The organism is Niabella aquatica (assembly GCF_054779315.1).
Map to the genome: position 1 here is coordinate 309,247 of NZ_BAAGYM010000028.1, position 13,059 is coordinate 322,305.

The following is a 13,059-nucleotide window of genomic DNA, read 5'->3' on the forward strand; positions in this document are numbered from 1 at the left end:
CAGTTTTATGAAATTTTAACAGGAAGAGAATGCAGGCTACTGTTTTATGGCTTCTACAGAAAGGTCCCGGATATCGTTCAGTTTCATCAGTGTTTCATTGAGGCGATACCTGGGAATAGCAATATCCATTATACAAAACAGTTGGAGTTCCTGTTTCAGCACTTCACAATCAAACTGCCTTACCGCAGTCATGATCTCGTTCATTTTTGTATAGTCGAACTGTAAATGATAGGGTATCAGCACAGGCCTGCGTATTAATGGTGTTACCTGCAATACCATCGAAGCCACAGACTTATATGCATTTATTAAACCAGGCACCCCTAGCAGCGTGCCGCCAAAGTAACGCACCACTACTACTAAAATATCTGTAACTCCTTTGCTATCTATCTGCCCCAGAATGGGTCTGCCAGCTGATCCCGAAGGCTCTCCATCATCACTCGCCCTGAATTGATCATTGTCCAATCCCAGCCTGTAGGCAAAGCAATAATGGCTGGCCCTGGGATATTCTTTTTTAATGTTTGCCAGCTTTTGCTTACAATCTGCAATGGTTTTAACAGGTACCGCAACCGCAATAAAGCGGCTGCCTTTATCTTTAAATTCTGCAGTACCTGTAGTAACAATAGTATTAAAATAATCAGGTAGCTGCATACATCTTATTATTTTTTATATTCTTAAAGTAAATAATCTCATCGCTCAACCATCTTTCCTCTTTTAAATAAGCCTGGCCGGTAAGCAAAGGTGCCGGCAATCCGCCATGCACCAATAAACCTTTATTGGTAATAACACAGGCTTCGTCCCATATACCTGCATCAATAAAAGATTGCAGCAGGTGCCGTCCTCCTTCTACCCATATACTTTGAATATTGAGCTGGTATAGCTGATGTAAAGTGTTCTTTATTATATCAGATTTATCTGCTTTAACATACAGGATATTTTGCGCTACAGCATCTTTAAGGGTATTAATTACAAATACCACATCATTACCCTTAAACAATCTTAAATGTCCGGTCACTTTTAAATGCGGATCAAACAATATCTTTTTCGGAGCCGGACCTGCCCAGTTCCTGTTATCCAGCAAGGGGTCGTCTTTGATCGCAGTATTGGCGCCCACCATGATCGCTGCAGCATGAGTACGCCACTTATGCACCAAACGGTTGGAATAATCGTTACTGATCAATAATCTTTCATTACCTGTGCCGGCAATAAAACCATCGGCAGTCTGTGCCCATTTTAGTATAATATAAGGACGTTTTTGTTCATGAAAAGTAAAAAAAGCCCTATTCAATTCAACGGCTTCCCTTTCCAGCACTCCTGTTATTACTTCTGTACCGGCCTTACGCAATTGAGCGATTCCCTTACCATCTACTTTCTCAAAACTGTCCCTGCAGCCGATCACTACTTTAGGTATCTTATGCCGAATGATCAGATCTGCACAGGGAGGTGTTTTCCCATAATGAGCACACGGCTCTAATGACACATATAAAGTAGACCGTTCTAGTTGATCAGAATGATGCTTAACTGCATCAGTAATGCAATGCACTTCGGCATGGGGCCCACCATAATTTTGGTGCCAACCCTCTCCTATCACGGTGCCGTCAGCTACCAAAACTGCACCCACCATGGGATTAGGCGCCACTTTCCCGGCCCCTAATGCAGCCAGCTGCAGACAACGCCGCATATACACTTCATGACCCTGATCTTGCATTTTTGCAAATGTAAATGAAACAAAGTTCCATCTGACTAAATAAAAAACATAAAAATATACAGATAAATTAAGTTTGCTGTATGTCATTATCAGCATTACAGCAAAGCTTTATAGCATCGTTACAAAACATTTATGCCCCGCAGGAGGCTGAAAATATATTCTACCTGGTGATAGAAAACCTGACCGGTATTGATCTGAGAAATAATAAAATTGCCACTTTCACCCCTGACGGATGCTTTATAGAAATGCTGAGCGAAATACAGGAGCGCTTACAAAAGCAGGAACCGGTGCAATATATCTTAAATGAAGCATGGTTTTATGACATTCCTTTTTATGTAGACCGGAGCGTGCTGATTCCAAGACCGGAGACAGAAGAGCTGGTGGACTGGACCATCAGGGATCATAAAGAAAATGATGCAATTACTATATTGGATATAGGAACCGGTAGCGGATGTATTCCTGTTGTTTTAAAAAGAAAACTGGCATCAGCACTGGTATGGTCCTGCGATATCAGTAAAAAAGCGCTGGAAGTGGCCGCCAAAAACGCACGCCAGCATCAAACCGATATTCATTTTCTCCACCTGGACTTTTTAGACAGGAGCTCCTGGGCTCAACTTCCAAAAGCTGATGTGCTGATCAGCAATCCGCCTTATATTCCCCATTCAGATCAGGTAACCATGCACAAAAACGTGCTTGCCTATGAGCCGCATGAAGCATTGTTTGTAAAAGATGATCATGCTCTCGTTTTTTACGAGGCCCTGGCTGCAGCAGGAAGATCTGTTTTAAAGCCTACCGGGAAAATCTATGTAGAAGTTTATGAAGGACTGGGTAAAGAAACGGCTTTGCTTTTTGAACAGTCGGGATATTTCACCATATTAAAAAAAGATATGCAAGGGAAGGACCGGATGATCAAAGCTAAATGTTTATAATTCAGTAAAAAACAATATCATTTATAGATATGCTATACCTTTACAGGGAATTTTTCATTTTCCTAAAATCGCTTAAAGCATGAACGGCACCAGGCAATTCTTTCTTTTTCTTTCGGCGCTTTTATTACTTGTCGCTTGTAATAAAACCAAAGGAGGCTCTCCAGATAATAACGGACATGAAATATTGGGGATCATACCCGACTCTGCCGATACCATTACCATGGAGTATTTTATTGGAGCTAATGGCTTTATTGATGACCCTGTGGATAAGCTGGCCGCCCTGGGCTTCATCAGGGAGTATCATAACTGGGGTTGGGACGAAGGCAACTGGAATCCTTCCTATAAAGGCTTTCCCGAAAACCAGATACAATTTGCACCCAGTTACCCGGGTTGGAGCTTTGACGAATATTACAGGAACCTTAAAAGTGCAGGTATAATGGTTTCACCCTGCATTCAAAGCAGTGTTAGCTGGCTTCAGGGTAACAGCAAAGAATTTAAAGGCGGTAAAAAGCCCACAGACAGTCCTGACCTGAGCCCTTCAGATCCTCATTCTTATTATGCAAAATCTTCCTTTATGTACCAGTTTGCTGCCCGGTATGGTAATGCTAAAGTACCCGACAGCACTTTGATGCTGGCCTCTAATCAAAGCAGGGTATCAGGGTTGGGCCTGATAAAATATGTAGAAGACTGGAACGAGCAGGATAAAGACTGGGAGGGGCCTGAAGCAGAGTTCTCTCCGGAGGAATATGCGGCAATGGCCAGCGCTGACTATGACGGGCACTGTAGCACAATGAAAAAATTCGGAAAAAAATATGGTGTTAAAAATGCTGACCCCTCCATAAAACTCGTAATGGGCGGTTTAGCCAGCGTTAATTTGGACTATATTAAAAAAATGAAGGCCTGGTTTGAGCAAAACCGGAGTGATAAGCAGTTTGCTGCAGATGTTTTAAACTTTCATATATATGCCTTTAAAGATGGAATAAGCTGGCAGGGTGGTGGTCCGGCTGTCAGCCCGGAAGAGGCCGGGTTTAGAGAAAAACTGGCTCCGATAGTGCGGTATCGCAACGAACATCTTCCCGGGAAAGAAGTATGGGTATCTGAGTTTGGGTGGGATACTAATCCCGAATCTGTTCTCAGCCCGCCTGCTATTGGCTCAATGGATACCGAAGAAGTGCAGGGCATCTGGCTTATCAGGGCATATATGGCATTCGTTGCAGCAGGCGTTGACCGGGCTCAAACGTTTGTGTCAAGAGATGGGGACCCTCATGACAAAACCTGGTTCTCCAGCTCGGGCCTTATGGGCCCGAAAGGTGATTTCACCCCTAAAAAATCATGGTATTATGTAGCTACTTTAAAGAAGGCACTTACCCATATGAGATATATTGGAGCAGAAGCCTCATCAGACCCTGATGTACTCATTTACAAGTTTAAAGATATTCATTCCTCTAAAGGTGCCTATGTGCTTTGGGCAAAAACGAGTAAAGACTACAAAGTGCCCCAATTTCCTTTGCAGCTTTCAGAAAAGGCTAAAAATGCTTCTATAACAGTTTTAGTTCCTGGAAAATCAAACGGCGACACCATGCCTCTGGCCATGAATAAGCAAAAAGTATTTATAGATGTATCAGAAAAACCTGTTTTCATATTGGCAGACCACATAGATTAATCCTATTTTTGCAATACGACAGGTACTTTTAACAGCCATAATTTTAACCATCCTAGCAAACAGGCTATCCCCACAAATTCTTTACGTTCCCGCTTTAATTATATACACATGCGCAGTTTTATCCGTCATAAGGGAATATTCTATATCCCGTTTATTCTTATTATAACGATTTCTGTATTTGCGTGTAGCTGTAAAAAATCATCCCGTGAAGACGCTCCTACTTCCAGGCCTCCTATTATAAGCAAAGTGGATTCTGCAAAAATCAGAGATTCTATCCGTATAGCAGATTCCATCCGTATTGCTGATTCAACAAGAATAGCCGACTCCATTGCTGCTGCTCACAAAACCATCAACGTAGGTACAGGGTCGGGCGATTTAACCATTGATGGGAACAACTTTATAGTTAATGGAACAAAGCGAGCCTTTACCAATGGAGATATTATTAAAATAAAGGGTGGCTCTTACTCCAGCATCACTATAAAAAATGTTTCAGTACCGGCAAATGGAGAGCGGGTAACTTTTATGAATGACGGACTGATTCAATTTGACGGAAACAAACATTTATATCTTTCTGACTTGAACAATGTAACGGTTTCAGGCGCCGGCAATTCGGGAAACGAACGGGGGTTTGCTTTCACCAACAGCTCATACAGGGCGATTATTCTAGAAGGCAGCCTTAATAACTTTACCCTGCAGAATATGTTCTTTAAAAATGTAGATGATTATGTGATCAGCTACATAAGCGGCAACAAAAACCGCGTTTATAACGGTTCCCCGGAATCCTGTTCCCAAAATCTCGCTTTCCTCAATCTTGATGCCGATAACGTTGGCCCACTCATCTGGATCGAAGGAGAAATAAATGCTTCCAACTTTACAGGCCTTGTCAAGGGCATAGAAATAGCCGGGATAACATGCACCAACTCACCCGATATCAGCACCGTGGTGTTTTTAGGTAGCAGCAAGGGCTATAACATCCACGATAATTTTGTGAGCAATGTCAATATGCAAAACAACAATCATAATAGTATTTTTATGCTCAGGGGAAGCGGTAAGTTTTACAACAATACCGTGAAAAACCACCAGGGAAACGCCGTGAGGGCATGGACATACAGCCTTGAAGAAGAAGCTACCGTTGAAATATTCAATAACAAAATTTACAACAGCAGAAAATACAGCGCATTTGAGCTACAGGTCACCCAGGGCATGCGGAATTCTTCTGTGTTCAAACCGGCCAATGCCAAAGTATACAACAATACCGTGGGGAAAATGAATACAGAAAGGGCATCTTTCCCAGGGAGGGTGCTGGATTTGTATAATACATGGGGCACATTGGAAATATACAATAACCTGTATTTTGAGAACAATGACGAGTTACTAATCAATAATAACTCAGACGTGACTATTACGAAAAATCAGAATAATACATATAAGGCCAAATATACCGATGCCCTATCCGATTTAAATAATTTCACCTCAAAAATCAGCGGAATAGGCGCTCAATAAAAACTATAGTTGCAACAGGAGGATAAAAGTTCCTGCGGACAGGTGCCGGGAGTTTGTCTGAACATGACAGATACCGATACCTGTCCGGCATTATATTATAATACAGGTATACCCAAAAGCACAAAGTCAAAAAAAGTCACAAACCAATTTTTGCTACACCGCACCCTGTATCCCGAAAAAATTGACACAAACCATTATAACTTTTCCTACTTTTGGCGACTTTCAATACTATCAAATATTTAATACCTAAAAAGGCATACATATAACTGTCGAAGCTACTTACCAAAGACAGCGGCGAGGTTGATACCCCGGACATGGCAATACTTAAAATCTGAACACTATGGCACATAAAAATTATTGGATAAAAAACGGATTAATCAATGTTATCCAAAATTTTAGTGGGCAGTTACTGGGAATGCTGAGTTTTATATTGCTCGTAAGGGTTTTCTCAAAAGAAGACTACGGGATCTGGGTTATTTTTTTGAGCATTGTGAATATCATAGAGCTCTCAAAAAACGGGTTCACCCAGGAAGCAACTATAAAATACCTGTCGTCTGCAAACCGGGCCGACAAACTCAGGATAACAACCGCCTCTTTTGTCATAAATATAGTTTTAACGGTCATACTCTGTATTTTGCTGCTGCTGTGCAGCAATCTTTTCATCAGCCTGTGGAAATCCACTGAGCTTGTCAAGATGTTATATATCTCGATCATCATGTTTTTTGTAAGCGGAATATTGGCACAGCTAAATTATGCAGAGCAATCAAACCTTAGTTTCAGGGGCAATTTTTATTCTTTCCTGACGCGGCAGTTGCTGTTCTTTCTCTTTATTGGTTATTGCTATGTCACTCATTACCAATTAACCTTAACGGCACTGGCCATCGCGCAAACTGTTACGGTAGTTATCGCAACGCTTGTGGCGTATTTGCTCAACAAAAAATACATTAAATTCACTTACCGGATAGACATGGGCTGGGTAAAAAAAATCTTCCATTTTGGCAAGTACACTTTCGGCATAGGGCTTACCTCCGTTATCAGCGGTTCTATTGACCAGATGATGTTGGGATCTATGTTATCAAAGGCCGCAAGCGGTTCTTTTAACGTGGCTGTTAGGATAACAGGATTTGCCGACATTCCTATCACCGCTATGGCTAGCATTGTTTTTCCGCAAAGCGCTCTACGCATGGAGCGCGACGGCGTTGGCGCTGTAAAATATTTATACGAAAGGTCTGTTGGGGTCATCCTGGGTATTTTAACGCCTTGTGTCATACTTCTGTTTTTTTTCTCGGATTATCTGCTGTTTGTTATGGCCGGACACAAGTATGATGACGCATTACCCTTGTTGAAGATAACTTTGCTGACCTGTATCCTTTATCCTTATGGCAGGCAGGCGGGCACAGCGCTGGCCTCCGCCGGAAAAGTGAAGTACAATTTTGTATTAATGATTATCAATGTAGCTGTACTTATTATTTTAAATTACTTCTTCATTAAATCGTTTGGAGTAATAGGAGCGGCTTATGCCACTTTAATCTCAAGCATCATCGGCTTAACCTTAAACCAGATTGTTCTATATAAACTGTTTAAGATTAACGTTGTCAACCCCTGGATTTATGCCGTTCATTTTTATGGCGAGTTTATAAACCTGTATATCAGAAAAAAGCGCAGTAGCTAAACCTGCCCATACCATTTAACTATTTTTAACATTAACTACCCGATATGAAACGTAAGATTGTTTATTGCATCCCCAGCTTGTACAACTCCAGGGGCATGGAACGGGTAATCTCTATCAAGGCAAACTATCTGGCATCGTTAAGTAATTACGAGGTGATCATCATTGTTACAGACGGCAGGGGAAAGCCGCCATTCTTTGAGCTGCACCCCGACATTTCTGTAATAAATCTTGACATCAACTATGACGATCTGTACCATTCTTCTTTGCTCGAAAGGGCTACCGGATATTTTCAAAAAAGAAAACAATACAAAAGCAGATTATCCAAGGCACTACACAGGATAAAACCCGACATCACCATATCGCTGCTAAGAAGGGATATAGATTTTATCTCAACAATAAAAGATGGCAGCATTAAATTAGGCGAGTTTCATTTTTGCAGGCCCAATTACCGGAACTTTACAGAATCTTCCATACCCAAATTTCTGCAAAAAACGATTTCTGCGTGGTGGATGAAGCAACTTGTAAGCTCTTTAAAAAAGCTCCATAAATTTATCGTGCTGACGGGAGAAGATAAAGACAACTGGCACGAGCTTGACAATGTAGCCGTGATCGGCAATCCGCTATCGTTCATGCCCGAAACGGCTTCTACCTGCACTTCAAAAGAGTTTATAGCCGTAGGCGCGTTGTTCGCTGAAAAAAGATTCGACAGCCTGATAAACTGCTGGGCTAAAGTAGTTAAAAGACACCCGGAATGGATACTGAGAATATACGGGGAAGGAATGCTGAGGGGTGACCTGCAAACATTGATTAATGAACAAGGTATTACCAATAACTGTATTCTTGAAGGCCCCACGAATGATATATTAAGCAAGTATGCAGCAAGCTCCTGCAGCGTACTGACTTCTAAAAACGAGGGATTCCCTATGGTTATCATTGAGGCTATGTCATGCGGGCTGCCCGTTGTTTCCTACACCTGCCCCTGCGGCCCCAAAGACATCATCAATGACGGTATAGATGGCTTTTTGGTAGAGAACGGGAACGAGGCCCAGTTGGTTGAAAAGATATGTGCCATAATCGAAAATGAGGAAATGCGCAAAAAAATGGGGGAAAACGCCAAGCACAACGTACAGCGCTTTTCTATGGAAAACATAGGGCATCAATGGGAAGCGCTGTTTGATGAAGTGCTATCGGATCATACAAACCAACATTCTACATAAATAAGTGACCGGGAATGTAAAGAAAGATACCTAAAGCTTCAGCCCTTTTTGTGCGGCCACCTCTAAGAAAGCGTCATAAATCAAGGCCACACTATTTTCCCAGGTATGCGACAGTGCAAACGCTTTTCTTTTAGCTCTTAAATCCTCATCATTATCATTAAGCAATGATTTAATGCCTGCCTCATAGTCCTGATTGTCATTGGCCAGGTACACGTAATCCTTAAAACTCGACATTGCCTGTGTATTCGTTACAACCGTAGGCTTACCCAGCGCCAGGTACTCATCCACTTTTCTCGGATAATTTCCGATAGTTATCGGATTAACAACCTGGGGATTAATACAAACGTCAAAACTGTTTATATAGGCGGGTAACGTATTCGCCTGTTTACTTCCCAGAAAATGCACATTTTGTAGACTATGCAAAGAACTATTTTGGAAGTCATTGTCCTCAGGACCTACCAATACAATATTCCAGTCCGGATTGTTCCGGGCTATATCCTCTAAAAGAGAAAGATTTAGCCTTGAAGTAAGCAGTGCACCCACATAGCCAATAATAGGTTTTGCTATCCCTTTAATATCTTCCGGTGGATTTAAATATTCGTTCTTAAAGAAAGTAAAATCACAGCCCTGACCAACATAAAACGAATTATGGTTATACTGTTTACAATAACTGCTCAGGTATTCAGAATTAGCCACACATAAATCACTTTTGGCTATCAGCGCGGGCTCTAACTTTAAGCCATGTCTTTTCCAGTAATCCACTCCCACCATATTATCTCTTGAGTAATATGCCGAAAGAACCGGGCGAAGATATTCTTTCAGATAATACGAGCGGAACATGTCGTTATCATTAAAAAGCAGATAATCCTTAAAGCCCAGCGTTTTCACGGCCTTTAAAATAGAATCAGCAAACCTTTTATTATTCAGCTTGTTGAACCAATCAAAAACTGTAGTGAAAGGCATCCAATTAATAGATTCAGTCAGTCGGTCTGGATATAAATTATAAAGATTTTCTGCGATTTTTATTAATCCTGATTCTTCTCCTCTGATAATGCGTATTCTTTTTTGTATCTTAGGATCAGATCCCCGTCTTTGCTTTGTTATACGGTCCAATGCCGAATTTACATAAAGCACACGGTTATATTTACTGAACTCCAGGGCAATATCCTTACAATTACTGCCAATCTCGGTATCCCAGGACTGTTGCCCGACGATAATGATATCTTTTCCTTTTAACGTACTCATTTGCCTTAATTTCCGCCTAAAAAATTTTTAAGCTTGTTAAACATTCTGCTAAAAAGTGTTTTATCTACAAATTTTCGGTTTGAGGTCCATGCAAAAGACCTGCTATGCGTAATTTGTTTTAACCGCCCGAATTTTTCCCTGAGCTTTAGCCCCAGGTATCCATCCTCATTATAACCAGGGGGGTGATTATATCCATGTAAAGAAAGTGCCTGTTCCTTCCTGTAGCCCGAGGAGCAGCCGTACACATACATGACCTTATCCTTCATCATACCGTTGACGCCTTTAAAAATATCACCGGTCAGCTCGTACAAATACAGACTGAAACGGTTGTAGCCCGCGTCCGGAATAAAGGCGAACTTTCCGTGCGTGCAGGCAATATGCTCATCCGTTATGAGAGGCTCAATCATCAGATTAATCCAATAAGGTGAATAAATGGTATCCGCATCCCCACTGATCACATAAGTTCCTTTAGCATGTTCCAAACCGGCATTCCTGGCGTTTTCAACACCCGGCCTGCCCTCAAATATGTACCTAGCACCTGCCCGGGTTACTATTGCCTTTGTATTATCAGATGAATTATTATCCACCACAATTATCTCTGTTGGATAATCTGTCTTCATATCCGATAAGGATGATAAGGTTTTTAGAATCCCCTTCTCCTCGTTGTATGCAGGTATAACAACAGATACTAATGGCACAGCATTTTTATCTAATGCTTTAATGCGTTCTTGAATCGCATCCACATCAAGCAAAAGCTCTTCGTTACTTTTATTATGTTTTGTTATATATGCAGGTATAAATGCAGGTCGCATATGTGTGTATGTTTACATCATCTCATAAATATCCATCAATTCCCGGGCTGCTTTGTTCCAGGTAAAGTCAGCTGAACGTTGCAGGCCTTTTTTTATCAGTTCACTTTGTAATTTAGGATTACTTATAAGGTCTTCTATTTTTTTAGTTATATCATTAACATTGTAGGGGTCTACAAACAAAGCCGCATCCGCTGCCACTTCCGGCATAGATGATGTGGATGAGGTAATGACAGGTGTTCCACACCCCATTGCTTCAAGTATAGGCAGGCCAAAGCTTTCTCGTAGGGAAGGATACAAAAATAAAGTAGCTGCATTATACAGGAGGGGCATTTCATCTGAAGATATAAACCCGGGCAATATAAAATTCTTAAACAAATCCTCCTGTTTGTTGGCTTTTAACCGTTCTATAATCAACTGCCGGTCATAATCTAATATGACTAAGGGCAAAGGGTCACTTATAGAGCCGCAATACTTAGCATAAGCATCAATTACATTTCCCGTATTTTTTTTAGGGGCAGTATTGCCTAAAAAAAGGATAAAAGAATGAGGCAGGTTATATTTTTTTCTTATTCCTTCAACCAGGGAACGTTCATATTGATTATTAAACTTTTTGTTTACTGCATTGTAAACCACTTTTACTTTCTCTTCAGGCAGTTTTAACTTCTCGCAGATGACTTCCTTTTCGAAATGTGATACGGTGATGATAAACTTACTCTTTTCTGCGACCCTGGGGACAACAAACCTGCGATACAGATTCCCGAAATTTTGATAGGCGGTTCCCTTAAAATCAATTTTTTCAAGATAAATGATATCATGTAAAGTAAGCAATAGTGGGTTTATAGATCTAAGAGCAGAAGTATTGCAGGTAGAGTGTAAAAAATCAATACGCTCGTTTTTAATAGCTTTAGGTAACGAAAACTGTTCCCAGTCAAAATAGGTTTTCCCGGACAATGTTTTTATTTTCCAGTTAGCCGTTTCCGATATACAGGTGTTATCCTCATCCTCTTTCACAAATAGAACGTATTCGTTTTTATGATCCATCTGTTGCAACTCTTTTATTAATTCAAGGGCAACGACTTCCATACCATGTTTCTTTTTCCGAAAAAGACGTTGTACTTCTATGCCGATTCTTTTCATTAAAGATTATTTTTATAACTTGATTCGTCATGCTGTGTAGCAACAGAAATTTTATTTGCTTTTTTAGCTTTAAGAAGCGCTATAAACTGATAAAACATAAACCTGGGAGCATATTTTATGCTTTTGTATATCTCCTGATCAGCCTTAAAATAGCGAAGTGCCTTTGCAAAGATGCCTGCAAAAACCAAAAGAGTAATGCCCCAGTAAATAAGCATCCACGGCGACAGGAAAATGTTTGCCAGGCACAGCAGGGCCACCACCAGCAACATTAAAAACAACGGCGGGCGCATCAGCATGAGTGCAAAAGCAAACTGGTTCCAGTTCAGTTTTGCCACTGAACTTATCATCATCCGCAGTCCAAGTATCCAAAACCGGAACCAGGTGTTTATCCACCTGGCTCGCTGCTTGACAAGTTGATCCGACTTTGCCGTCTTTTCATCGTACACAACAACCTTTTCGGCAAACGCGATCTGCTCATTTCTTTTTAACAGCTCATATTGCAAAACCTTATCAAAACCCGCACCGCTCATGTGTTTCCCTTTAAGGCATTTTTTATAGAGATCTACCAGAAAGGCCATGCCCGAACCGGCCAATGATGCCGAACTCCCTGCGTCAAAGGAGAGCTTTCTGTCTATATAGCGGTAGTAGATATCGCCGGCCTCATCCAGGCAGGCATACACCGTGTTCAGGTTCTTGGCTTTGCGCACCCCCTGCACCGCCTTATATCCGGCAGCAAAAAAGACGTTTAACGCTGCAAGATAATCAGCAGATACCAAATTGTCGCTATCAATAATGGTAATGATGTCATGCTCCCTTTCAAAATTTTCAATGGCATAAAAATGTGACCGGATATTGCTTGCCAGCACTTTCGGCGGTTGGAGTATCCTTAACTTATCGTGGCTTATATTAAAACCTGACATGTTGCAATTATCAGCGACTACATAAATCAGATAGTTATCGTATTTTATATTGAGAATGGACTGCACGACGTGTTCGATTAAACCAACCTGCTGATAGGCGGTAACAACTATTGCGTAATCAAAAGGTTTCCTCCCTTTTTCATCTAGGGAAAGGCGTTTCTTTTTTCTAAACTTCCCTATCACAAAAAGTAGCACAGGAACCCAAAAAGAAATACCAATAATTATTTGTAATAAAAACCACCACATATCTTATATT

Annotated in this window: 11 protein-coding genes; 5 read left to right on the forward strand and 6 right to left on the reverse strand. The window is 41.1% G+C overall.

The genetic code is table 11. From position 1 onward, the window contains the following. Nucleotides 1-36: 36 nt before the first annotated feature. Both ACYVBM_RS19030 and ribD read right to left on the reverse strand, forming a co-directional pair. Nucleotides 37-648: an IMPACT family protein gene (locus tag ACYVBM_RS19030; protein ID WP_460687285.1), complete on the reverse strand. Its 612-nt coding sequence runs from the start codon at nucleotides 646-648 to the stop codon at nucleotides 37-39. Beyond that, a complete protein-coding gene (gene ribD / locus ACYVBM_RS19035) occupies nucleotides 635-1,705 on the reverse strand; it encodes a bifunctional diaminohydroxyphosphoribosylaminopyrimidine deaminase/5-amino-6-(5-phosphoribosylamino)uracil reductase RibD (RefSeq protein ID WP_460687286.1) in 1,071 nt (356 codons plus the stop codon). Before ribD ends, ACYVBM_RS19030 begins: the two co-directional genes overlap by 14 nt. Before the next feature lie 80 nt (nucleotides 1,706-1,785). On the opposite strand from ribD, the gene prmC reads away from it, so the two are divergent. From prmC to ACYVBM_RS19060, 5 genes are all read left to right on the forward strand, one after another. Then, on the forward strand, nucleotides 1,786-2,634 hold the full coding sequence (gene prmC, locus ACYVBM_RS19040; RefSeq protein WP_460687287.1) for a peptide chain release factor N(5)-glutamine methyltransferase: 849 nt from the start codon (nucleotides 1,786-1,788) through the stop codon (nucleotides 2,632-2,634). A gap of 79 nt (nucleotides 2,635-2,713) precedes the next feature. After that, entirely contained in the window at nucleotides 2,714-4,297 is a 1,584-nt protein-coding gene (locus ACYVBM_RS19045) for a hypothetical protein (protein WP_460687288.1), read from the forward strand. Nucleotides 4,298-4,405: 108 nt separating this feature from the next. Then, on the forward strand, nucleotides 4,406-5,800 hold the full coding sequence (locus ACYVBM_RS19050; protein WP_460687289.1) for a hypothetical protein: 1,395 nt from the start codon (nucleotides 4,406-4,408) through the stop codon (nucleotides 5,798-5,800). Between the two features lie 340 nt (nucleotides 5,801-6,140). Then, nucleotides 6,141-7,472 (forward strand): flippase, encoded by a 1,332-nt coding sequence (locus ACYVBM_RS19055; protein ID WP_460687290.1) that lies wholly within the window; start codon nucleotides 6,141-6,143, stop codon nucleotides 7,470-7,472. 44 nt (nucleotides 7,473-7,516) lie between these two features. Further along, entirely contained in the window at nucleotides 7,517-8,689 is a 1,173-nt protein-coding gene (locus ACYVBM_RS19060; protein ID WP_460687291.1) for a glycosyltransferase family 4 protein, read from the forward strand. A gap of 30 nt (nucleotides 8,690-8,719) precedes the next feature. Here ACYVBM_RS19060 and ACYVBM_RS19065 read toward each other — a convergent pair whose 3' ends face one another. From ACYVBM_RS19065 to ACYVBM_RS19080, 4 genes are read right to left on the reverse strand one after another with little or no spacing between them, the layout of a single operon-like run. Continuing rightward, nucleotides 8,720-9,934 (reverse strand): glycosyltransferase, encoded by a 1,215-nt coding sequence (locus ACYVBM_RS19065; RefSeq protein ID WP_460687292.1) that lies wholly within the window; start codon nucleotides 9,932-9,934, stop codon nucleotides 8,720-8,722. A 5-nt stretch (nucleotides 9,935-9,939) separates the two neighbouring features. After that, a complete protein-coding gene (locus ACYVBM_RS19070) occupies nucleotides 9,940-10,746 on the reverse strand; it encodes a glycosyltransferase family 2 protein (RefSeq protein WP_460687293.1) in 807 nt (268 codons plus the stop codon). Nucleotides 10,747-10,758: 12 nt separating this feature from the next. Continuing rightward, a complete protein-coding gene (locus ACYVBM_RS19075) occupies nucleotides 10,759-11,883 on the reverse strand; it encodes a glycosyltransferase family 4 protein (protein ID WP_460687294.1) in 1,125 nt (374 codons plus the stop codon). Further along, on the reverse strand, nucleotides 11,883-13,049 hold the full coding sequence (locus ACYVBM_RS19080) for a glycosyltransferase (RefSeq protein ID WP_460687295.1): 1,167 nt from the start codon (nucleotides 13,047-13,049) through the stop codon (nucleotides 11,883-11,885). Before ACYVBM_RS19080 ends, ACYVBM_RS19075 begins: the two co-directional genes overlap by 1 nt. Nucleotides 13,050-13,059: the final 10 nt, after the last annotated feature.

What these genes read in the sequence shown, in the direction of transcription:
- ACYVBM_RS19030 (WP_460687285.1), bottom strand. Translation starts at nt 648, where the DNA reads ATGCAGCTACCTGATTATTTTAATACTATTGTTACTACAGGTACTGCA.
- ribD (WP_460687286.1), bottom strand. Translation starts at nt 1,705, where the DNA reads ATGCAAGATCAGGGTCATGAAGTGTATATGCGGCGTTGTCTGCAGCTG.
- prmC (WP_460687287.1), top strand. Translation starts at nt 1,786, where the DNA reads ATGTCATTATCAGCATTACAGCAAAGCTTTATAGCATCGTTACAAAAC.
- ACYVBM_RS19045 (WP_460687288.1), top strand. Translation starts at nt 2,714, where the DNA reads ATGAACGGCACCAGGCAATTCTTTCTTTTTCTTTCGGCGCTTTTATTA.
- ACYVBM_RS19050 (WP_460687289.1), top strand. Translation starts at nt 4,406, where the DNA reads ATGCGCAGTTTTATCCGTCATAAGGGAATATTCTATATCCCGTTTATT.
- ACYVBM_RS19055 (WP_460687290.1), top strand. Translation starts at nt 6,141, where the DNA reads ATGGCACATAAAAATTATTGGATAAAAAACGGATTAATCAATGTTATC.
- ACYVBM_RS19060 (WP_460687291.1), top strand. Translation starts at nt 7,517, where the DNA reads ATGAAACGTAAGATTGTTTATTGCATCCCCAGCTTGTACAACTCCAGG.
- ACYVBM_RS19065 (WP_460687292.1), bottom strand. Translation starts at nt 9,934, where the DNA reads ATGAGTACGTTAAAAGGAAAAGATATCATTATCGTCGGGCAACAGTCC.
- ACYVBM_RS19070 (WP_460687293.1), bottom strand. Translation starts at nt 10,746, where the DNA reads ATGCGACCTGCATTTATACCTGCATATATAACAAAACATAATAAAAGT.
- ACYVBM_RS19075 (WP_460687294.1), bottom strand. Translation starts at nt 11,883, where the DNA reads ATGAAAAGAATCGGCATAGAAGTACAACGTCTTTTTCGGAAAAAGAAA.
- ACYVBM_RS19080 (WP_460687295.1), bottom strand. Translation starts at nt 13,049, where the DNA reads ATGTGGTGGTTTTTATTACAAATAATTATTGGTATTTCTTTTTGGGTT.